Source organism: Acidobacteriota bacterium, from assembly GCA_012729555.1.
Taxonomy (GTDB): Bacteria; Acidobacteriota; UBA6911; order UBA6911; family UBA6911; genus UBA6911.
Window position 1 is genome coordinate 147,203 of record JAAYCX010000090.1, and the last position, 21,403, is coordinate 168,605.

17 protein-coding genes are annotated in these 21,403 nt (G+C 68.7%); 12 read left to right on the forward strand and 5 right to left on the reverse strand.

Annotation, left to right across the window (positions count from 1 at the left end):
• The first annotated feature begins 212 nt into the window (after positions 1–212).
• The 4 genes from GXY47_15825 to GXY47_15840 all read left to right on the forward strand — a co-directional run bounded on the left by GXY47_15825 (position 213) and on the right by GXY47_15840 (position 4,788).
• A complete protein-coding gene (locus tag GXY47_15825; GenBank protein NLV32611.1) occupies positions 213–1,157 on the forward strand; it encodes a DUF523 and DUF1722 domain-containing protein in 945 nt (314 codons plus the stop codon).
• 37 nt (positions 1,158–1,194) lie between these two features.
• Entirely contained in the window at positions 1,195–2,469 is a 1,275-nt protein-coding gene (locus tag GXY47_15830) for an ABC transporter permease (GenBank protein ID NLV32612.1), read from the forward strand.
• Positions 2,459–3,730 carry an FtsX-like permease family protein gene (locus GXY47_15835; protein ID NLV32613.1) on the forward strand — a complete coding sequence of 424 codons (1,272 nt, stop codon included), beginning with the start codon at positions 2,459–2,461 and terminating at the stop codon, positions 3,728–3,730. The genes GXY47_15830 and GXY47_15835 overlap by 11 nt, the downstream gene beginning before the upstream one ends.
• Positions 3,731–3,792: 62 nt before the next feature.
• Positions 3,793–4,788, forward strand: a complete 996-nt coding sequence (locus tag GXY47_15840; GenBank protein ID NLV32614.1) for a D-glycerate dehydrogenase — start codon at positions 3,793–3,795, stop codon at positions 4,786–4,788.
• Positions 4,789–4,795: 7 nt separating this feature from the next.
• Here the strand turns inward: GXY47_15840 and GXY47_15845 are convergent, their stop codons facing one another.
• Together GXY47_15845 and GXY47_15850 are read right to left on the reverse strand one after the other, a co-directional pair.
• Entirely contained in the window at positions 4,796–5,617 is an 822-nt protein-coding gene (locus GXY47_15845; GenBank protein NLV32615.1) for a hypothetical protein, read from the reverse strand.
• 23 nt (positions 5,618–5,640) lie between these two features.
• Positions 5,641–6,471: an SDR family oxidoreductase gene (locus tag GXY47_15850; GenBank protein ID NLV32616.1), complete on the reverse strand. Its 831-nt coding sequence runs from the start codon at positions 6,469–6,471 to the stop codon at positions 5,641–5,643.
• Positions 6,472–6,655: 184 nt separating this feature from the next.
• Between GXY47_15850 and GXY47_15855 the strand changes: the two genes are divergently transcribed.
• From GXY47_15855 to GXY47_15890, 8 genes are all read left to right on the forward strand, one after another.
• Positions 6,656–8,092: an aldehyde dehydrogenase gene (locus tag GXY47_15855; GenBank protein ID NLV32617.1), complete on the forward strand. Its 1,437-nt coding sequence runs from the start codon at positions 6,656–6,658 to the stop codon at positions 8,090–8,092.
• Positions 8,093–8,119: 27 nt separating this feature from the next.
• Positions 8,120–9,607, forward strand: a complete 1,488-nt coding sequence (locus GXY47_15860; GenBank protein ID NLV32618.1) for an aldehyde dehydrogenase — start codon at positions 8,120–8,122, stop codon at positions 9,605–9,607.
• A gap of 60 nt (positions 9,608–9,667) precedes the next feature.
• On the forward strand, positions 9,668–10,852 hold the full coding sequence (locus GXY47_15865; GenBank protein ID NLV32619.1) for an iron-containing alcohol dehydrogenase: 1,185 nt from the start codon (positions 9,668–9,670) through the stop codon (positions 10,850–10,852).
• A 35-nt stretch (positions 10,853–10,887) separates the two neighbouring features.
• Positions 10,888–13,410 (forward strand): hypothetical protein, encoded by a 2,523-nt coding sequence (locus GXY47_15870; GenBank protein ID NLV32620.1) that lies wholly within the window; start codon positions 10,888–10,890, stop codon positions 13,408–13,410.
• Positions 13,411–13,468: 58 nt separating this feature from the next.
• On the forward strand, positions 13,469–14,380 hold the full coding sequence (locus tag GXY47_15875; protein NLV32621.1) for a glycyl-radical enzyme activating protein: 912 nt from the start codon (positions 13,469–13,471) through the stop codon (positions 14,378–14,380).
• A 1,409-nt stretch (positions 14,381–15,789) separates the two neighbouring features.
• Positions 15,790–16,308, forward strand: coding sequence for a methylaspartate mutase subunit S (locus tag GXY47_15880; GenBank protein ID NLV32622.1), 519 nt, complete (start codon positions 15,790–15,792; stop codon positions 16,306–16,308).
• Between the two features lie 36 nt (positions 16,309–16,344).
• Entirely contained in the window at positions 16,345–16,809 is a 465-nt protein-coding gene (locus GXY47_15885; protein ID NLV32623.1) for a cupin domain-containing protein, read from the forward strand.
• A 14-nt stretch (positions 16,810–16,823) separates the two neighbouring features.
• Positions 16,824–19,079, forward strand: coding sequence for a glycoside hydrolase family 3 protein (locus tag GXY47_15890; GenBank protein NLV32624.1), 2,256 nt, complete (start codon positions 16,824–16,826; stop codon positions 19,077–19,079).
• Here the strand turns inward: GXY47_15890 and GXY47_15895 are convergent.
• From GXY47_15895 to GXY47_15905, 3 genes are all read right to left on the reverse strand, one after another.
• Positions 19,076–19,786, reverse strand: a complete 711-nt coding sequence (locus GXY47_15895; GenBank protein NLV32625.1) for a hypothetical protein — start codon at positions 19,784–19,786, stop codon at positions 19,076–19,078. The two genes, GXY47_15890 and GXY47_15895, sit on opposite strands and share 4 nt — an antisense overlap.
• Before the next feature lie 62 nt (positions 19,787–19,848).
• Entirely contained in the window at positions 19,849–20,223 is a 375-nt protein-coding gene (locus GXY47_15900; protein ID NLV32626.1) for a DUF1667 domain-containing protein, read from the reverse strand.
• A partial coding sequence (locus tag GXY47_15905) for an FAD-dependent oxidoreductase (GenBank protein ID NLV32627.1) occupies positions 20,223–21,403 on the reverse strand: 1,181 nt, incomplete at its 5' end. The genes GXY47_15900 and GXY47_15905, both read right to left, overlap by 1 nt.

Here is a 21,403-nt window from a genome sequence, read left to right on the forward strand (position 1 = left end):
CATCCCTCCGTGCCGGCCGGACCCTGGGTCCGGGCGGGACGAGCAACCCCCAAAAACCCAATTTGGCTGCATTGTAATCCCGTTTTGTCGCCCTTGGCAATGGATTCCTGCGCCCGGACCGCCTCCCCCGGCCGCGGGAAGCGGGCCGGCCCGGGCCCACCCTGACTCATCGACCGATTGCGGCGGCGCCTTCTCGGATTTACAATAGGGGCATGAAAATCAAGATCGGGATCAGTTCCTGCCTGCTGGGCAACCAGGTCCGCTACGACGGGGGGCACAAGCTGGACCGCTTCCTCACCGGGACGCTGGGCCGATACCTCGACTATGTCCCCGTCTGCCCCGAGGTCGAGTGCGGCATGCCCGTGCCGCGGGAGTCGATGCGGCTCGAGGGGGAGATCGAGGCTCCGCGCCTCGTCACCCACCGCACCCGGGAAGACAAGACCGGGCAGATGCTGGCCTGGGCCGACCGGCGGGTGGCGGAGCTCGAGAAGGAGGAGCTGATGGGCTTCATCTTCAAGAGCGACTCCCCCAGCAGCGGGATGGAGCGGGTCAAGGTCTATGACGAAAAGGGGATGTCGGTGCGCAAGGGGGTCGGGCTCTTCGCCCGCCGCTTCATGGAGCGCTTCCCCCTCCTGCCGGTCGAGGAGGAGGGGCGGCTGCACGACCCGGGGCTGCGCGAGAATTTCGTCGAACGCCTCTTCGCCGTGGCCCGCTGGCGCGATTTCGCCGGGAGCGGGCCCGATCGCGGCGGGCTGGTGGAGTTTCACGCGCGGCACAAGCTGCTGATCCTGGCCCACAGCACCCGCCACTACCAGGAGATGGGGCGCCTGGTCGCGGGGGCGAAGGGGGTCCCCTTCCCCGGACTCCTGGCCGACTACCAGCGGCTGCTGATGGAGGCGCTCAGACTGCGGGCCACCCCGAAAAAGAACACCAACGTGCTGATGCACATGGCCGGGTATTTCAAGAAGCGGCTGACGCCCGGTGAAAAGGCCGAACTCGGGGAGATCCTCGATCTCTACCGCACGGAACAGCTCCCCCTCGTCGTCCCGATCACCCTGATCCGGCACTACGTGCGCAAATACGACGAGGCCTATCTCCGGGACCAGGTGTACCTGAACCCGCACCCGGCCGAGCTGCGGCTGCGCAACCACGTGTGACGGACTCCGGGGCGCACCCGTGCCCGAAAGGGAACCGATGTCGGAAAAAGCGGGGAAAATGAAGATCCGGCGGTGGGCCGTCCCCCTCGGCAATTCCTTCCGGATCGCCGCCCGCACCCTCTGGGCGCACAAGCTCCGCTCGGCGCTCACGATCTTCGGCATCGTCATCGGGATCGCCGCCGTCGTCCTGATCGGCGCGACCCTCGCGGTCATCCGCGAGATCGCCGCCAGGAGCACCGCCCAGACCATCGGCGCGGACGCCTACACCATTTCCCGCGTCGCCGCCTCCGGCCGACTGAGCCGCAAGGAGCTGGCCGACAGGCTGCGGCGGAACCCGGAGCTCTACCGGCGGGAGGCCGAAGCCCTGGTGCGGCGGACGAGGGAAGACGCCCGCGCGGCCCCGGGACTGGCGGCCGTCGCCGACGTCAGGGCGGGCAACCGGACCTTCCTCTCGGCCTCCATCAACGGGTCCACCCCCGAAATCCAGTCGATCCGCAACATCGAACTCGGCTCGGGACGGTTCTTCACCGAGGCGGAAAGCCGGCGCTCGGCCCCCGTCATCGTCATCGGGCAGGACCTGGTCGACGAACTCTTCCCCGCCCGCGACCCGATCGGACGGAGCCTCCGGATCCGGGGGCGCGCTCTCGAGGTCATCGGGGTCCAGAAAAAGCAGGGGGCCAGTTTCGGCTCCTCCCTCGACCGGGTCGCCTACATGCCGATCGGGACCTTCGAGAAGATGTGGGGGAGCCGCCGCTCGGTCACCGTCTACCTGCAGCCCCGCAACCCGGCCGCCCTCGAGGAGTCGCTCGAGCGGTCGCGCGTGGCCCTGCGCCTCATGCGGCGCCTGCGGCCGGCGCAGCCCGACGATTTCGACATCCTGGTCCCCGAGGCCGACCGCGACTTCCTCCTCCGCATCATCGGCATCGTCGGGGTCGCCGTCATCCCCATCAGTTCGCTGGCCCTGCTGGTGGCCGGCATCGTGGTCATGAACATGATGCTGGTGAGCGTGACCGAGCGGACGCGCGAGATCGGGGTGCGCAAATCCCTGGGGGCGCGCAACCGTGACATCTTCGCCGAAATCCTGTTCGAATCGGCCATCCTCACCGCCCTCGGCGGCGCCGCGGGGCTCGCCCTCTCCCTCGTCGGGGCGCTCGGGCTGGGGAGGGCATTCGGGGAGAGCGTACCCGTCTCCGGCGTCTACGCCGCGCTGGCGATCGGGATCTCCGTCCTGATCGGGTGCGGCGCCGGCTTCTTCCCCGCCTGGATCGCGTCCCGGATGACGCCGGTGGAGGCGCTGCGCCATGAAAACTGACCCGCGCCCCGCCCGGTTCAACCGCGAAAACCTCGACTTCGCGCTCGCGAACATCCTGGCGTTCAGATTCCGCTCCCTGCTGACCATCCTCGGCATCATCGTCGGGATCGTCACCGTGGTCCTGGTCGCGTCGGTCCTGGTGGGGGTGCGGCGCAACATCGCGTTGCTGTTCCAGGAATTCGGCCCGGACAACATCTTCGCCTACCACCTCAACGGGGACCCCGGCAATCCCACCATCAAGCCGGAGGAGCTGACGCGCAAACCGCTCCGGACGGAGTTTGCGCGCCTGCTCCCGGAGGCGTGCCCCTCGCTCGAGGACGCCGCGGCCCAGGTCCTGGTGCCGAACCTGGTCGGCGGCCGGGCCGTCACGGCGCGGTACCGCGGAATCGAAAACACCAATATGCAGCTGCAGGGGGCCACCTGGAACTTCGCCCGGGTCACCAACGCCGAGCTGGAGTCGGGCCGCGCCTACACCCGGGAGGAGGAGAGGCGGCGCGCGAAGGTATGCCTCCTGGGGGCCAACGTCGCCGTCTCCCTCTTCCCCGGCGGCGACGCTCTGGGGAAAAGCATCCGGGTCGACGGAGTCCTTTATACCGTGACCGGCGTGTTCCAGAAGCGCAAGGGGGGGTTTCTGGGGGAGAACCGCCAGGACAACGTGGTCATGGTCCCGCTCAAAATCGTGGAGATGCGCTACCCCGACCTAGAAACCGTGGTCCTCTACTGCCAGGCCCGGCCCGGGGCGCGCGCCGCCGCCTTCGACGAGGTGGAGGGCGAACTGCGCCGGCTGCGCGGACTGGGCGCCGACGAGGAATCGGACTTCACCCTCAGCACCGCCGATTCGATCATCGGGCAGATCGACCGGATCACGCTGCTGGTGCAGACCGGCACGCTGGCGATCTCCGGGCTTGGGCTTTTGGTCGGGGGGGTCGGGGTCATGAACATCATGCTGATGTCGGTCACCCAGCGGACGCGCGAGATCGGCGTGCGCAAGGCGGTGGGGGCACGCCGCCGCGACATCGTCTGGCAGTTTCTGCTCGAGGCGGCGCTGCTCACCACCATCGGGGGGCTGCTGGGGGTCCTCATCGCCGGCCTCCTCGGCCTCGTCCTGTCCTGGTTCGTCCCCAACCTGCCGGCCGTCCCCCCCGCCTGGGCCGTCGGGTCGGGCCTGGGGGTCTCCACCGCCGTCGGCATCCTCTTCGGCCTGTGGCCGGCGGTGAAGGCCGCGCGCCTCGACCCCGTGGACGCGCTGCGATACGAGTGATCCCCGCGCCGGGCGGGGTGATCGCATGCCCTCCCGCCGGCCGGGCGGAGGAAGGAGTCGCCATGGAACTGGATGTTTTCGTCACCCAACCGATCCCGCAACCGGGCCTGGACCTGCTCGCGGGGGCGCATCCGCACTTCCGCATCAACCCCGAGGAGCGCGTCCTCGGGCGCGCGCAGCTGCTCGAGGGGGTCCGGGGGGCGGCGGGGATCCTCGCCCTCCTGACCGACCGGATCGACGCCGAAGTGCTCGACGCGGCGGGGCCGCAGCTCCGGATCGTGGCCAACATGGCCGTGGGCTTTGACAACATCGACCTCCGGGCGGCCTCCGCGCGCGGCGTGATGGTCACCAACACCCCCGGGGTCCTGACCGACGCCACGGCCGACCTGGCCTGGGCCCTCCTTTTCGCGGCGGCGCGCCGCATCCCGGAAGCGGAGCGGTTCCTGCGCGCCGGGCGCTTCCGGTACTGGGGCCCCCTCCTCTTCCTCGGCGCGGACGTCGCCGGCCGCACCCTGGGCGTGGTCGGCGCCGGCCGGATCGGGAGCGCCGTGGCCCGCCGCGCGCGCGGCTTCGACATGAAGGTGCTCTACTGCAACCGCTCCCCGCGGCCCGGGCTCGAAAGCGAACTGGGCGCGCGCAAGGTCCCGCTCGAAGAGCTGCTGGCAGAGGCCGATTTCGTCTCGCTCCACCTCCCGCTGACGCCGGAAACCCGGCACCTCATCGACGCCCGCGCCCTCGCCCTGATGAAGCCGACGGCCTGTCTCATCAACACCGGCCGCGGGCCGCTCGTGGACGAAGCGGCGCTCGTCGAGGCGCTCGCGGCGGGACGGCCGGCCGGGGCGGCGCTCGACGTCTTCGAAAGGGAGCCGGAGGTGCACCCGGGCCTTCTCGCCCGGGACGACGTCGTCCTCACCCCCCATATCGGGAGCGCGACCGTCTCCGCCCGCGCGCGCATGGCGGAGATGGCGGCCGAAAATCTCCTCGCCGGCCTCCGGGGGGAAAGGCCCCCCAACCTGGTTGGCGGGGATGCCCGGGAGAAAAAACGGCCGCGGGAGTGAGGGGTCTTCAGGGATGGGTGTAGAGCACCGCCCGCTCCCCCTTCTCGAGGACCAGCCGGTCGAAGTGCTCCACTATCCTGTCCCGGCGCGCCATGAGCCCGTCGATCTCCAGGCGGGTGAGCCACCGCCCGGCCCGGGCCTCGACGTCGGCGCGCCGGAGCTCCCGCAGCCTCTCCAGGAGCCGCCGTTCGCAGCGGACGAGGTTTGCCGGGGTGCGCAGGGTGGTGTAGAGCCGGAAGGCCCGGCTGAAATCGATCATCCAGACGTGCCAGTCCTTCGAGTAGAGGATGTTCCCGAGGTTCCGGTCGGTGTCATAGACCCATTCGGAGAACACGGCCATCTTGAACATCCGCCGGTTCCAGTCCGCCGGGTCCGGGGGGGGGATGCGGTCCCGCCGCCTCTTTTCCTCGTCCATGACCACGGGCAGCCACCAGCTCAACGACCCCGTTTTCCGCTTCCACCGGCGCTCCACCGTCACCGGCATCATGTCCCCCAGTCCGAGCAGCCGCGCCAGTTCATAGGCGGCGATGTTGTATTTCCAGGAATCGCGGAAATTGATCTCCGTCTTTCCGTCGTCGAAGCGCTTGAGCGGCGTCCGCTCGTCGACCGGCTGGAAGGAGGCGTCGTGCTCCCGCTCCCCCTTGCGGAGGGTGAACCGGTAGGGGCTTGTGGTCCCCTTCCCGGTCTGAATCGCGCGCACCACCTCCGCCGTCAGGAGGAAATCGCGCATCTCCTCCTCGGTGAGTTCCGCGCCTCCGGCAGCCCCGGCGGCAAACATGGCCGGGACCAGCGCGAAAAGCGGGAGGAAGATGCGGCTGATCGGTCTCATGGGTCCCCCCGGCGCGCCGGCGGCTACTTCTTCATCCGGTTCATGAGAAAAGCTTCGATATTGAAGGTGGCGCCGTGGGCCAGGAGCGGCTGCCCGCCGGCGGCGTAGACCACCTGGCCGGTGACGTAGTCGCTCAGCCCGGAAGCCAGGAAGAGGGCGGGGCCGGCGATGTCGTCGGGGCGCCCCACCCGCTCCAGGGGGACCTCCTTCTTCGCGATGGCGTCGAAGAGCGCCTCGCGCTCCGGCCCGGCCGGCACCAGCGCGTCCCAGAAGGTGGTATCCACCGGGCCGGGGACGATGGCGTTCACGAAGATGCGCTGCGGGGCCAGCTCGAAGGCCAGGTTGGTCGCCAGCCCCAGCACCCCCGCTTTGGCCGTGTGATAGTGCAGGACCGAAACGCAGGGGCTCACCGCCCCCATGGAGGAGACGAAGAGGATCTTCCCGTACCCGGATTTCTTCATGTGGGGGAGCACCGACATCGTGACCAGGAAGGGGCCCTTCAGGTTCAGGTCCACCACCCGGTCCCACTCCGCCTCGGTGATGTTGTCGGAGTTGCCGCGCCCCGCCGTCCCCGGGACGCCGCCGGCGTTGTTGACCAGGATGTCGATCTTCCCGAATTCCCCTATGGCCGCCGCCGTCATCGCCTCGATCTCGTCGCCGCGGGTGATGTCGGCCTTCGCTGCGAGCGCCCGGCGCCCCTTCGCCCGGATTTCGCCCGCCACCCGTTCGCACGCGGCCTGGTCGAGATCGTTGATGACGAGGTCGCACCCCTCGTCGGCGAACCGGTGCGCGATTCCCCTGCCCATGCCGTTGGCGCTCCCCGTGACCAGGGCCACCCTGTTCTCCAGAAGCATCTGTACCCTCCCCGATTCAGCGCAAGCCGGGCCGCGGCGGACTCCGCGCCCCGGATCACTTAGGTGAAGACATCATTTTGGCACCTGTGATAAGGTAGTTCCCGCTCAAAGTGCCGGTTGCAGAAGCTCTTATAACATACAACAGAAGCCGCCCCGGGCGCTCGCCCTTTAAGGAGGAAATCCCATGCAGAGCCATAAGATGTTCATCGGAGGGGAGTGGGTCGACGCCCTTTCGGGCAGGACCTTCGCCACCCTGAACCCCTCCACGGGGGAGGAGATCGGCCGGGTCCCGCTCGCGGACGCGGCGGACGTGGACAGGGCGGTCCAAGCCGCCCGGGCCGCCTTCCCGGCCTGGTCCAAAAAGAGCCAGGCGGAGCGCTCGAAGATCCTGGTCCGGGTCGCCGCCCTCGTCCGGGAGCACGCCGAGGAGCTGGCGCTCATGGAGGGGATGGAGCACGGGACCCCCTACCGGGACGCGTTCGGGGTGGCGATGGGGGCCGCGGACAAGTTCGAGTACTGCGCCGGGACGGCGCCGACCCTGATGGGGCAGCACGTCCCGGTCAAGGACGGGACGCTGTCCTACCTGCAGAGGGAGCCGGCGGGGGTGGTGGGCTTCATCATCCCCTGGAACCTCCCGACCATCATGACGGCGGTCAAGCTCGCGCCCGCCCTGGCCGTCGGCAACACCTGCGTGCTCAAGCCCCCCAGCATCAACTCGATGATCGGGCTGAAGTTCGCCGAGATCTTCGCCCGGTCCGACCTGCCCCCGGGAGCCGTCAACATCATCACCGGCCCGGGCGGGAGCGTCGGCACGGCCCTGGTCACCCACCCCGGGGTGGACATGATCGGGTTCACCGGCAGCAGCGAATCGGGCAAGCGGATCCTGGCCGACGCCGCCGGGACCTGCAAGAAGTGCGTGATGGAGCTCGGCGGCAACAACCCCGTCATCGTCATGGAGGACGCCGACCTCGACGCCGCGCTCAAGGTCCTCGGCTGGAGGCAGTTCAACAACAGCGGGCAGCACTGCTCGGGGCCGGGCCGGTATTACGTCCACGAGAAGGTGTATGACGCCTTCATCGAAAAATATGTCGCCTACGCCAAAACCGTCGTGGTCGGCAACCCCGCCGACCGGAGCGTCACCATGGGCCCCGTCGTCAGCCGGGAGCACCAGGCCAGGGTGGAAGGCTACATCCGCAAGGGGGTGGAGGAGGGGGCGCGCCTCGTCTCCGGGGGGGACAAGCCGGAGGCGCTCGCCGGAGGGTTCTTCGTGATGCCTGCGATCCTGGCCGACTGCACCCACGACATGACCGTCGCCCGGGAGGAGATCTTCGGCCCCGTGGCCGTCATCCTTAAATACACGGACCGGGACGACATCGTGGCGCTGGCCAACGACTCCCCCTTCGGCCTGTGCGCCCACGTCTGGACGGGCGACATCGCCCGGGGGATGAAGCTGGTCAACGACCTGCGCGTCGGGTCGGTCTTCATCAACTGCCAGATGCTGACCAACGAAATGCCGTGGGGGACCAGTGTCAAGGAAAGCGGGATCGGCAAGGAGGGGAGCCTGCACGGCATGGCCGAGTTCACCGACCTCAAGCTGGTCTGCGTCAACTACGACGTCTAGAACGGAAACGGCACGACAGGAGGGCCTATGGCACACACTTACACGATTCTGATCGACGGGAAACTGGTCCAGCCGGTCCGGGGCGGGACCATGGAGGTCATCAACCCGGCCGACAACACCGTAGTCGCCGTCGTCCCCAAATGCGGCGAGGAGGACGTCGAGCTGGCGGTCGCGGCCGCCCGGAGGGCGCTGCCGGGGTGGAAGGGCACCTATATCGGGGCCCGGAGCGAACTCCTGATCCGGCTCGCGGCCATCCTGCGCGAGCACCAGGACGAACTGGTGCCGCTCGAGACGATGCAGTACGGGGGCCCGATCAGCAAGACCAGCCGCTTCGACATCCCCTTCGCCCCGGCGGAGCTGGAGTACATGGCGGGACTGGGCCGGAGCATGACGGGACACACCATCAGCGCCGACCCGGACGCCCGGGTCATGACGGTGCGCGAGCCGATCGGGGTGGTGGGGCTGATCACCCCCTGGAACTTCCCCCTGGTCACCGCCGTCTCCAAGCTGGCGCCCGCCCTGATCTGCGGCAACACGGTGCTCCTGAAGCCCCCCTCCTGCGCCCCGCTGACGGTCCTGAAGCTGGGCGAATACGCCGTCGAGGCGGGCTTCCCCCCCGGCGTCATCAACATTCTGTCCGGGCCCGGTTCCACCGTGGGGGAGGCAATCGTGCGCCACCCCGGCGTCGACAAGATCAACTTCACCGGGGACTCCTTCGTCGGCAAGCGCATCCTCGAACTGGCCAGCCGGAAGGTCATGCCGGTCGGGGCCGAACTCGGGGGGAAGAACCCGATGATCGTGCTCGACGACGCCAACCTGGACGGGGCGGTCGAAGGCGCCGCCTACGCCGCCTTCTTCAACTCCGGGCAGAACTGCGGCTCCCCGAGCAGGTTCTACGTCGAGGCGGGGATCTACGACCGGTTCGTCGAAAAATTCGTGGCGGCCGCCGGACGGATCACCGTCGGCGACCCGATGGACCCGGACACCATGATGGGCCCGCTCGCCTACAACGCCTGCCGCGATAACGCCGAAAGGCATATCGCGCGGGCGAAGGAGCAGGGAGCCAGACTCCTCCTCGGGGGGGAGCGCCCGAACACCCCCCGGACGAAGGACGGCGCCTTCGTCATGCCCACCATCTTCGAGGTCCACGACAACTCGATCGAACTGATGCAGGAGGAGATCTTCGCCCCCGTGGTCGGCGTCATGAAGGTAGGGAGCGCCGAAGAGGCGGTCGAGCGCGCCAACGACAGCCGCTACGGCCTCTGCGCCTCGGTCTGGACCGGCGACTACCGCAAGGGGATGCTGCTCGTCGACCGGTTGAAGGTGGGGACGGCCTGGATCAACCAGCACCTGGCCATCGTCAGCGAAACCCCCTGGGGGGGGCAGAAGGAATCGGGCTGGACCAAGGAGAACTCCATCCTGGTTCTGGACGAATACACCTACCAGAAGCACGTGTGGATCCACCTTTCGGAAACGCCCAACACCTTCTGGAAAGAACAGATAGCCCTGGACTGACACCCGGCGCATTGCGCGGGGAAGCCCCGCGCGCTACCATCACTTGAAGGAGACGATCGCATGCAGAGCGTATTTTCCAGTCCCAACCCGATTCTTTTCGGCCCCGGGTCGGCCGGGCTGACAGGGGAAAAACTCAAGGGCCTCGGCTGCACCAGGGTCCTGGTGGTCTACGATCCGGGGATCCGGGATGCCGGCATCGCCGACAAAATCGTCGGGGTCATCGAGGCCGCGGGGATCGAGGTGGTCCGCTTCGACCGCGTCGAAGCCGACCCCCCGGACTGGATGGTGGAGGAGGCCGGGGCCCTCGGCGTGCGGGAGGGGGTCGACGGGGTCGTCGGCCTCGGGGGGGGGAGTTCGCTCGACACCGCGAAGGGGGCGAAGCTCCTCTTGACCAACCCGCCGCCCATCAGCCAGTACTTCGGGCGCGAAGGGGTCGTCACCCGGCCGAGCAAGCCGCTGGTCGTCATCCCCACCACCGCGGGGACGGGGAGCGAGACGACTCCGGGCGGGGTAATCACCGACACGAAAAAGGGGATCAAGACCAACATCGCGGGGGTGGGGTGCCGAATCGACCTCGGCATCGTGGACCCCGAACTGACGGTCGGCCTCCCCCCGGCCGTCACCGCGGCGACCGGGATGGACGCCCTCTGCCACGCGGCCGAGTCGTACACCTCGGCGCTGTCGAACAGCTTCGCGGAGATCACCGGCCGGGAGGCGCTCCGCCTGATCGGCAAATACCTGGTCCGGGCCTACGAGAACGGGTCCGACATGGAGGCGCGCGAGGGGATGATGCTGGCGTCCACGCTGGGGGGGATGTCGATGTCCGGCCCCCTGTGCCACCTGGCCCACGACATCGGAAAAACCCTGGGAGCGAAATTTCACGTGCCGCACGGCAACGGCTGCGCCTCCTGCCTGCCGCAGGTGCTGGAGGCGGTCGCCGAGGCGGTGCCCGAAAAGGTCCGCTACGTCGCCGAGTGCCTCGGGGCCGAAATCCCGGCCGGCGCCTCCCCCGCGGAGATCGGGGCGGCGGCGCGCACGACGGTTCAGGCCCTCATGAAGAAGATCGGGCTTCCAAACCTCAAGTCCTTCGGCCTCGACAAGGCGGAGATCCTGGCCGTGGTGCCGGAAGGGGTCGAGATGATGCAGCAGGGGCTCACCCGGCTTTTCGGGCGGGGGACTTCGCCGGTGCCGGCCACGCGGGAGCGGGTGACGGACATCGTCTCCCGGGCCTACGACGAAAACTGAAGAGGGGAAAAATGGCAGAAAAGGCGGGATTGGATATGTCCACCAACGAAACCGGGGTCGACCCCGGTGAAATCCGCAAGGTCCAGGTCCTCACCCCCAGGCTCCAGAAACTGAAGCGGGAGTGGGAGGAGGCCGAACCGCAGGTCTACGTGGACGACACCCTCCTGTTCACCGAGTCGTGGCGGGAGACCGAGGGGCTCCCGCTGGACATCCGCTGGGCCAAGGCGCTCGAGAAACGGCTGCTGGAATGCCCCGTCGTCATCCGGGACGGGGAAATCGTGGTCGGGTCGCTGACCAAGTTCATCCGGGGGAACGGCACCCTCTGCGCCATGAAGCCGCGCGAAATCCTCGAGATGTGCGAGAAGGGGAAATTCGCCCGCAAGACGAGCGACACCGAATCGACGAAGATCACGCCCGGGGACCTCGAGGCGCTCCGGGCGGACGCCGAGTATTGGATCGGGCATATCCCCGGGGTCAGCACCGTCAACGCCGCCCTCGAGTACGACATGGGACCCGAGGTGTTCGACCTCCTCTTCGACACCGGGTGCGTGTTCGAGGGGCGCGGGGTCCGCTACAAGATGGACCGCGGCCTGTTCCAGAATTACAGCGCCTACGGCGGGGGGGTGGCCCAGGTCAGCGCCCGGTGCATCGGGGTCGGGCTCAACCACGTCATCGGGCTGTGCCAAAAGGAGCGGGAGCGGATGATGCTCGAGGGGGACGAGCGCTCCCACGGCTCGGCCCAGTTTTTGCGCAAATACTGGCTGCTCGAGGCCTGCATCATTTCCTGCCGCGCCTTCATCCGGTACGCCGAGCGGCACGCGTCGCTCGCGCGCTCGCAGGCGGCGAAGGAAACGCGGGGCTGGCGCAAGGCGGAACTGCTGCGCATCGCCGAGGCGTGCGAACGCTGCCCGGCCGAACCGCCGCGCGACTTCTTCGAGGCGGTCCAGTGCGTGCGCCTCTACCACCTCGTCTGCTGGAAGGAAAGCTCCGACCGGCCCGAGGTCCCGATCGGGCGGCTCGACCAGATCCTCAACCCCTACTACGAGAAGGACAAGGCCGAGGGGAAGATCACGCCCCAGGGGGCGGCCGAACTCCTCGGCGCCCTCTGGCTGAAGATCCGCGAGTGCGAGAACCTGGTGACCATCCCCCGCTCCCAGCGCGCGGCCCCCGGCTCGCTCCTTCCCAACATCACCCTGTGCGGGGTGGACGCGGAGGGGCGAGACCTCACCAACGAGGTCTCCTGGCTGGTGCTGGAAGCGATGGCGCAGGTCAAGCTCTCCGAGCCCGCCATCTACATCCGCTACAACCCCGGCATGGACCCGCGCTTCCTCCTGCACGCCCTGAGATGCAACGTCGAGTTCGGCGGGGGCAACCCCGCGTTCCTGAACGACGCGCTGGGGACGCGGCGCTATCTCGACCGGGGGGTCCCGCTCGAGGACGCCTGCGACTGGAACGCCAGCGGCTGCCTCGGCTACCACCTCGACTGCATGGAACACCTCGGCGGGGGGCACAACATCAACCAGATCAAGCTGCTCGAACTCGCCCTCAACGACGGCTTCGACCCCCGGACGCAAAAGCAGCTCGGCCCGAAAACGGGGGACCCGAAGACCTTCACCAGCTTCGACGACGTCCTCGGCGCCTACCTGCGGCAGCTGGAGTATTTCGTCCCGGTGCTGCACCGGATCAAGGTCCTCACCCTCTGCACCGAGGTCGCCGACGGCCCGATGAGCGGGCTGCGCTGCGCCATGCAGTTCGAGGACTCGATCCGCGAAGGGCTCACCCCGAAGGAGGGGGGGGCGCGCTACCCCGAGGGGAGGACCTCCTGGCTCGGCAGCCGCGGGATGGTCGACATCGCCGACAGCCTCGCGGCGATCAAAAAACTGGTCTTCGACGAGAAAAAGGTCACGATGGAGCGGTTGCTCGAGGCCTGCGCGCGGAACTGGGAAGGGCACGACGCGCTTCACCAGATGTGTCTCAACGCGCCCAAGTACGGCAACGACGACGAGTACGTCGACGCCATCTACGACCGGCTCTCCACGGAGGTCCCGGAGATCATGCAGCGGTGGATCGACCCGATCACGGGCAAAAAGCCGATCCTCTTCATCGGGGCGGCGGCCGGGCACGTGGCGATCGGCAAGGCCGTCGGCGCCCTCCCCAACGGCCGGCGCGCGGGGACCCCCGTCAACGACGCCGCCTGCTCCGTCATGCCCGGCATGGACGTCAACGGCCCGACCGCGGCCATCAACTCGGCGACCAACGGGCCCTACGCGCGGGAATTCTGCGGTTACGCCATGAACATGAAGTTCTCCAAATCGGTCCTCAACACGGAGGAAAAGCTCGAAAAGCTCTCCTGGCTGGTCAAGGCCTTCATGAAGCGGGGGGGGTGGCACATCCAGTTCAACATCCACAGCCGCGAGGAGCTCCTCGACGCCCGGAAGAACCCGGCCGAGCACAAGAACCTCCTGGTCCGGGTCGGCGGCTACAGCGCCTATTTCATCGACCTGCCGCCCGAGCTGCAGAACGAGATCGTCGAGCGCTCCATGCACGACCGCCTCTGATCGATCCGGGCCGGGGGCGCCGCGGCGCTCCCGGCCGATAGCGCGAAAGGCCCGTCCGATGAGTGCGGTCGAAGGCATGGTTTTCAATATCCAGCGATACAGCATCGACGACGGGCCCGGGGTGCGCACCACCGTCTTCCTCAAGGGGTGCCCCCTCTCCTGCATCTGGTGCAGCAACCCCGAGTCGCTCGACCCGCTCCCCGAGGTGACCTGGCGCTACACCTCCTGCCGCCGCTGCGGGACCTGCGTCGCCGCCTGCCCCGAGGGGGCCATCACCCTCACCGACGACGGCATCCTCATCGACCGGAACGGGTGCAGCCGCTGCGGCAGCTGCGTCGCGGCGTGCCTGCCGGGGGCGCTCGCGCTGTCGGGCAGGAAAATGACGGTCGAGGAGGTCTGGAGCGTCGTCAAAAGGGACCGGGACTACTACGAAGTCTCGGGGGGCGGCGTCACCTGCTCCGGCGGGGAGGTCCTCGGCCAGCCCGAATTCGTCGCCGCCCTCTTCCGGCGCTGCCGGGCGGAGGGGATCCACACCTGCGCCGACACCTCCGGCTGGGGGAGCCCCGAAGCGATGGAAACGGTGCTCCGGGAAAGCGACCTGGTCTACTTCGACCTGAAGCACCTGGACCCGGCGGAGCACCGGAAGCTGTGCGGGCGGTCGAACGGGCCCATCCTCCGGAACCTCGAGCTGACGGTCGCGCGCGGGGTCCCGCTGGTGGTGCGCCTGCCGCTGGTCCCCGGCTGCAACGACACCGATGAAAACCTCGCGGCCACGGGCGCCCTCGTCGCGCGCCTGGCCGCCGGCGCCGAGGTCCACCTCCTCCCCTACCACCATTACGGGGAGAGCAAATACCGGATGCTGGGGAAGGAGTACCCGCTCCCGGAGGTGGAGAGCCCCGCACCCGAAGCGCTGGAGCGGGCGAAAACCATCATCGAATCGTACGGGCTGAAATGCGACATTAAAAAGTAGAACGGAGAAAGGCCATGATCAGAGTCAGGCAGGAGCGGATCGACGACGCGGCTTTCGCCCGCAGGCGCCGGGAGGTCCTGTCGGCCTGGCCGACGGGGCGGGAGGTCGACCTCGACGAGGCGGCCGAATATCAGCGGAAAATGCCGGAGGGGAAGAATTTCACGAAGGTCCTGGCCGGCTACCGGGCCTCGGGCACGATCGGCCTCTTCCCCCGCTCCGGGGTCCCCGTCGTCGAGGAGGAGATCCGGCTCCTCCGGGCGATGAACGGCGCCGGTGTCCGGCTCTTCCCCTTCACCACCGATTCCTACACCCGCAACCTGCAGCTCGAGAAGGCGCAGAAGGGGCTCGAGGAGAGCATCCGGACCGGGAAGGCCAAGCTGAACGGCTACCCCATCATCAACCACGGCGTCGCCGTCACCCGGCGGGTGGTGGAATCGTGCGACGGCGCCTTCGACCCCCGCAGTTCGCGCGTCGCCAACAGCTTCGTCGGCGAAATCGCCTTCGCCTCCGGCATGACGGCGATGCCCAACAGCTTCTTCGGGTGGATCGGCGGGTACGACAAGACGGCGACCCCGGAGGAGTGCATCGAGACCGCCCAGTACCTCGGCCGGCTGATCGGCTGCTACGCCGACCGCGGCGTCGTCATCGGCACCGACACGCACGGCTGGCTCCCGAACGGCGTCGTCCCGATGTACGTCAACATGGCGACCCAGATCATCGAGGCGCTCGTGAGCGCCTGCCAGGGGGTCCAAAGCGTCGTCCCCCTGACCAACTTCCAGGGGAACATCGCCCAGGACATCGCCGACATCCGGGTCTCGGAGCGGCTGTTCCGGAAATACCTGGACCGGTTCGGCTACCACGACACCGTCATCCCCGGCGTGATCGGGAACCAGTCCTCCCTCTTCCCCTTCCCCCAGGACATCGGCAGGGCGTTCGCCTACATCAACTACACCGCCATGGTCGCCGCCATGACGCCCCTGGCCGCCTGCTCGGTCAAGACGGTCGACGAGGCGCTGGGGGTCCCGAGCATCGAAAGCCACGTCCAGACCTACCGCTCGGCCCACTGGATCTTCAACATGATGCGGCAGCAGCGGTTCGAGCCCGATTCGGACTCGATCCGGCAGGAGGAGCGGATGGCGGAGCTGGCGGTGACGGCCATCCTCGACCGCGTGATCGAGATGGGGGAGGGCGACGTCGCCGTCGGCACGGTCCGCGCCATCGACGAGGGGGTGCTCGACTCCCCCTTCTCCATCAACATCTACCCCAAGGACCAGGTCCTGGGGGCCCGCGACCTCCTGGGTGCGTGCCGCTACATCAAGTACGGGAACCTCCCGATTCCGCCGGAGGTCCGGGAGTACAACGACGAGAAGATGCGGGAGCGGGAACTGGCGGAAGGGTCGAGGCTCGACATGAAGACCTCGGTAGCCGATTTCTGGGCCCTGGCCGAGGGCGCCGTCCACGGCACCGTGGACCGGGCGGAGGCGGAGCCCCGGACTCTCGCCCTGTCGCGCCGCCCGGTGGTGGTGACGGGGACCGTCGGCGTCGATTCGCACGTCATCGGCACCAAGTTTCTCTCCTGCGTCCTGCGCGAGCGCGGCGTCCGGGTGATCGCCCTGGGGGCCCAGACCCCGCCCGAGGAGTTCATCCAGGCGGCGGCGAAGAACGGCGCCGACGCCATCATGATCACCTCGCTGTACGGGATGGCGCGGATGGACCTGGAGGGTTTCCGGGAGAAGTGCACCGAGGCGGGCATCGGCGGCATCCTGCTCTACATCGGCGGCATTCTCGGGATCGGCGCCCGCAACTTCCGGGACGACGAGGCCGCCTTCAGACGGCTCGGGTTCGACCGGGTCTACCCCCCCCAGTCCGACCCGGCCCAGTCGGTCCGGGACCTGGTCGCCGACCTCGAAGCAGGGGGCAGACTGTAACCGGCCCGCGGGCCGCACCACCGGGAGGAGTCACCCATGACCGAATCCAAGTACGGCAAATACATCGTCACCGAAGACCTGATGCCCCCGGAGCCGGAGGCCTGGGTGAGGTCGATGGAGGACCAGGCCAGGGAGGGGAAGACGCTCGACCGCACCATGCTGCTGGGCATCATGGATTCGATCGTGCCCGGCTGTTCCCTCTTCGCCGGGTGCGAGATCCTCTGGGGCCTTCCGGGCGGAAAGCCGGTGGCGATCGAGATCCCCCACAGCCACGATTTCGACGAGGTCATCGGCTTCGCGGGGACCAACCGGAACTACCCGCGCGACCTCTGCGGCGAGATCGAGTTCCACATCGGGGGGGAGACGCACACCCTCACCAAAACCTGCCTCCTCTTCGTCCCCAGGGGGGTGGAACACTGCCCCGTGGTCTTCAAGAGGATCGACACCCCGATCTTCATGTTCGAGGCGGCCAACCACCAGCAGTACGTAAAGAAGCTGTAAGGCGGGAGCGAACCATGAATAGAACCTCTGTCCCCCTGGCCGCATTCCTCCTGGCGGCCTGCCTGGCCGCCGCCGGCTGCTCCCGCTGGAGCGAGACCGACACCGGCTCCTTCCGCGTCGTCCATAACAACGGGGGACGCACCCTGGCCTACGCCCCGGCCTCGGGGGTGAAGCTGGTAACCGAAAACCGCTTCGCCTTCAAGGACCTCAACCAAAGCGGCGCACTCGACCCGTACGAGGACTGGCGCCTCCCCGCCCGGGAGCGGGCGCGCGACCTCGCGGCGCGGATGACGATCGAGCAGATCGCCGGCCTGATGCTCTACAGCAGCCACCAGGCGGTACCGGCCCCCGATCTCACCGAAGACCAGGTCCGGTTCCTCCGCGAGGACAACGTGCGCCACGTCCTGGTCACCTCGATCGCCGACCCCGAGACCGCGGCGGGGTGGAACAACAACCTCCAGGCACTGTGCGAGAGCGTCCCCCCCGGCATCCCGGCCAACGTCAGCTCCGATCCGCGCCACCTCCCGGTCGCCGACGCCGAATACAACGCCGGGGCGGGGGGCCGGATCTCCATGTGGCCCTCCTCGCTGGGAATGGCCGCCGCCTTCGACCCCGGCCTGGTCCGGGAATTCGGCAGCATCGCCGCGCGGGAGTACCGCGCCCTGGGGATCGCCACCGCCCTCTCGCCCCAGGTCGACCTGGCGACCGACCCGCGCTGGAGCCGGGTGAGCGGCACCTTCGGCGAGCACCCCCGGCTCGCCGCCGACCTGGCGCGCGCCTACGTGGACGGTTTCCAGACTTCCACCGGCGCGGAGGAGATCGAGGAGGGGTGGGGCTACACGAGCGTCAACACCATGGTCAAGCACTGGCCGGGCGGGGGGACCGGGGAGGGGGGGCGCGACGCCCACTACGCCTTCGGCAAATACGCCGTCTACCCCGGCGGCAACTTCGCCCGGCACCTCGTCCCCTTCCTCGAGGGGGCCTTCCGGCTCGAGGGGCCGACCCGCCGGGCTTCCGCCGTGATGCCCTACTACACCATCTCCCACGGGATCGACCCCGGCGGGGAAAACGTGGGGAACAGCTACAGCCGCTACATCATCGACCGCCTGCTGCGCACGGAAGCGGGCTACGACGGGGTGGTCTGCACCGACTGGGGCGTCACCCGCGACGCCCGCGCCGTCGACGGCTTCGGCACGACCCCCTGGGGAGCGGAAGCCCTCACCGTCGCCCAGAGGCATTATAAGATCCTGATGGCGGGGGTGGACCAGTTCGGGGGGAACAACGAGGCCGGGCCCGTGCTCGAAGCCTGGCGGATGGGGGTCGCCGAACACGGCGAGGAGTGGATGCGGGCCAGGATGGAACAATCGGCCGTGCGCCTCCTCACCAACATCTTCCGCGTGGGGCTGTTCGAAAACCCCTACCTCGACCCCGGCGCAACCGCCCGCACCGTCGGCAGCCCCGATTTCGTGCGAGCGGGGTATGCCGCGCAGCTCCGCTCCGTCGTGATGGTGAAAAACCGCGCCGCGGCGCTCCCGGCCGCCCGGGGGAAGACCGTCTACCTCCCCATGAAATTCACCCCCGCGCGCCGGGGCTTCCTCGGCCGGGAGGAGCCCGCCAAGCTCGACTACCCCGTCAGCCGGGCGATCGCGGAGAAGTATTTCCGGGTGACGGACGACCCCACCGCGGCCGATTTCGCCCTCGTCGTCGTCGACAGCCCCGAGGGGGGGTCCGGCTACTCGGCCGAAGACGCCCGGCGGGGAAGAAACGGTTATCGCCCCATCACGCTGCAGTACCGCCCCTACCGGGCGACGGCCGCGCGCGCCCGCAGCCTGGCAGGGGGAGACCCGCTGGAAACCTCCACCGACCGCTCCTACCGGGGCAGGACCGCCCGGGCGGCCAACGAGCGCGACCTGGAGACGATCCTGGCCGCGCGGCGGGCGATGGGACCGAAGCCGGTCGTGGTCGCCGTGCGGGTGTCCAACCCGATGGTGTTCGCCGAATTCGAACGGGAGGCGGACGCGATCCTGCTCTGTCTGGGCATCCAGGACCAGGCGCTGATGGAGATCGTTTCGGGCGCGGCCGAGCCGTCGGGCCTCCTCCCAATCGGGATGCCGGCGGACATGGCGGAGGTGGAGCGGCAGGACGAGGACGTCCCCTTCGACATGAAGTGCCACGTGGATACGGAGGGGAACGCCTACGACTTCGGCTTCGGCCTCTCCTGGCACGGCGTCATCCGGGACGGCCGGACGGCCAGGTACCCGAAACCCTAGCGGGGGAGTTTACAAAGGGAGATCCTGCCGGTCGCGGGCTTGAAGATCATCATCTGGAAGATCCCGGGGCCGTCGTAGCGGTTGCCCCTGACCGCGTACGACTCCGCCGCGCCGCCGGTGGCGAAGAGGGGGACGCCGGAGCTTTCGCGCCGGGAATAGCCGTGGATGTGCCCGAAGAAGGCGGCCCGGATCCTCCTCCGGTGGCGCCGGAGCAGGGCCAGGAAACGGTCGGAATAGACCGGCGGGAGGCTGTGAAACCCCCACCCCTCCACCCGCGGGGGGACGTGGGAAAAGATCAGGGTGCCGGGCCGGAGGTGCTGCTCGAGAAACGCCGCCTCGCTCCGGCGGAAGGTCCGGTCGGAGGTGTTGAGCCCGACAAAGCGCCAACGGCCCACGTCCACGACCTTGCGCGTCGGGCCGAAATGGCGCACGAACTCCGCGAGCGGCCGGTCGTGGTCCCCCGGGACCGCGGCCAGCATCGCCGGGTACGGATCGAGGGCGCGGAGGATGGCCCGGTATTCCCGGCGCGTGGCGTGGACCGCCAGGTCCCCCGCAACCAGGAACAGGTCCGGCCGGTGGAGGCGCCATACATGCTCGAGGAGCGGGGGGAAATTCCCCCTCCATTCCGGGCGGCACGCCGGGTCGGCCATGACGGCGACGGTCCGGACCCCCTCGATCCCCAGGTACTTCTCCCTGATGATGTCCATTCCGGATCCTCAACCTGCAAGTCTGGCGTATACCACGGCGCCAATCAAGCCCCTCCCGGCCCCTACGAAGGTCTGCGGACGCTCCGGGTGACGATGATGTCGGTGTCGCAGCCGGCCGGCCGGCTGAGGACCACAGCCCCGATCTCCACGGGGGCGTCGACCGTGACCTTCCGGATCTCCTCCATGACGTCCATGATCCGGGCAAGCGGGATGGGGCGGTCGGTCCGGACGCTCGCCAGGGGGGCATCCCCCCCCCGCACCCGCACGCTCGAACTGATCGTGCGCATGGGGTTCAGGATCTCCTGCCGCACCCAATCCTCCCCCTTCGGGCACACGCTCCCCTCGACCTTGGCGATCACGGGGGTTTCGTCGTCGTCCACGTAGGCCACCAGGGGGCAGCCGTTGGGACAGAGCACGCACGTATACTCTTTCTTGATCATTCTACCGACACCTCCAGGGGGGAACCGTCCGCGCCGGCCCCCTTCTTGACCGGGATCCGGATCATCTCCGCGGGGTGCAGCCGCATCATCTTCTTCTTCCGGATCGTCCTCCCTCCCCCGTCCCGGATCACGACCGTCCTGTCGCGCCACGGGGCGGTCACGCGCAGGGAGAGGATGAAGTCCCGCTCGCCCGAAACGGTCTGGGGGAGGACGTAGCGCACCCCCTCCCCCGCGCGGACCGGGGTCCGCCGCCGGGGCTCCTCGCGCCGGTCCTGCACGTAGGCGGCCGCGAACCGCCCCGCCTCCTCCGCCTCCACCGACACCCAGTCGGCCAGGTCGTGCACGTGCAGCACGTTGCCGCAGGCGAAAATGCCCGGGACTCCGGTCATGAACGTGTCGTCCACCAGCGCCCCCCCCGTGACCGGGTCGATCGCCACCCCGGCCTGGACCGTCAGCTCGTTTTCCGGGATCAGCCCCACCGACAGGAGCAGCGTGTCGCAGGGGACCGTGCGTTCGGTCTCCGGGATCGGGACCCGGTCCCCGTCCACCTGCGCCACCCGGATCGCCTCCAGCCGCCCCTTGCCGATGATCTCGGTTACGGTGGTGTTGAGGAAGAGGGGGATGTCGTAGTCGTTGAGGCACTGCTGGATGTTGCGCGGCAGGCCGCTGGAATAGGGGAGGATCTCGAACACCGCCTCCACGCGGGCCCCCTCGAGCGTCATGCGCCGCGCCATGATCAGGCCGATGTCGCCCGAGCCGAGGATGCACACCTTCCGGCCCACCATGATGTTTTCGAGGTTGATGAAGTTCTGGGCCGAGCCGGCGGTGTAGACCCCCGCGGGGCGGTGCCCCGGGATGGAGATCGCCCCCCGGGTCCTCTCCCGGCAGCCCATGGCCAGGATCACCGCGCCCGCCTCGATGTGCCGGAGTGCGCCGCGGGCGCTCACCTCCAGGACCCTCTCCGCCGACAGGGAGAGGACGATGGTGTTGTCCATCACCTCGACCCCCGCGCCCGGCAGCCTGCGGATGTATCGGTCGGCGTACTCGGGGCCGGAGAGCGCCTCCTTGAACGCGTGCAGCCCGAAGCCGTCGTGGATGCACTGGTTCAGGATTCCCCCCAGGATCCGGTCGCGCTCGATGAGGAGCACCTCCCTGCAGCCCGCCTCCCGGGCCGCGA

Excerpts from the sequence above, each read along its gene's own strand:
- GXY47_15825 (NLV32611.1), top strand. The coding sequence starts at position 213 with ATGAAAATCAAGATCGGGATCAGTTCCTGCCTGCTGGGCAACCAGGTC.
- GXY47_15830 (NLV32612.1), top strand. The coding sequence starts at position 1,195 with ATGTCGGAAAAAGCGGGGAAAATGAAGATCCGGCGGTGGGCCGTCCCC.
- GXY47_15835 (NLV32613.1), top strand. The coding sequence starts at position 2,459 with ATGAAAACTGACCCGCGCCCCGCCCGGTTCAACCGCGAAAACCTCGAC.
- GXY47_15840 (NLV32614.1), top strand. The coding sequence starts at position 3,793 with ATGGAACTGGATGTTTTCGTCACCCAACCGATCCCGCAACCGGGCCTG.
- GXY47_15845 (NLV32615.1), bottom strand. The coding sequence starts at position 5,617 with ATGAGACCGATCAGCCGCATCTTCCTCCCGCTTTTCGCGCTGGTCCCG.
- GXY47_15850 (NLV32616.1), bottom strand. The coding sequence starts at position 6,471 with ATGCTTCTGGAGAACAGGGTGGCCCTGGTCACGGGGAGCGCCAACGGC.
- GXY47_15855 (NLV32617.1), top strand. The coding sequence starts at position 6,656 with ATGCAGAGCCATAAGATGTTCATCGGAGGGGAGTGGGTCGACGCCCTT.
- GXY47_15860 (NLV32618.1), top strand. The coding sequence starts at position 8,120 with ATGGCACACACTTACACGATTCTGATCGACGGGAAACTGGTCCAGCCG.
- GXY47_15865 (NLV32619.1), top strand. The coding sequence starts at position 9,668 with ATGCAGAGCGTATTTTCCAGTCCCAACCCGATTCTTTTCGGCCCCGGG.
- GXY47_15870 (NLV32620.1), top strand. The coding sequence starts at position 10,888 with ATGTCCACCAACGAAACCGGGGTCGACCCCGGTGAAATCCGCAAGGTC.
- GXY47_15875 (NLV32621.1), top strand. The coding sequence starts at position 13,469 with ATGAGTGCGGTCGAAGGCATGGTTTTCAATATCCAGCGATACAGCATC.
- GXY47_15880 (NLV32622.1), top strand. The coding sequence starts at position 15,790 with ATGAAGACCTCGGTAGCCGATTTCTGGGCCCTGGCCGAGGGCGCCGTC.
- GXY47_15885 (NLV32623.1), top strand. The coding sequence starts at position 16,345 with ATGACCGAATCCAAGTACGGCAAATACATCGTCACCGAAGACCTGATG.
- GXY47_15890 (NLV32624.1), top strand. The coding sequence starts at position 16,824 with ATGAATAGAACCTCTGTCCCCCTGGCCGCATTCCTCCTGGCGGCCTGC.
- GXY47_15895 (NLV32625.1), bottom strand. The coding sequence starts at position 19,786 with ATGGACATCATCAGGGAGAAGTACCTGGGGATCGAGGGGGTCCGGACC.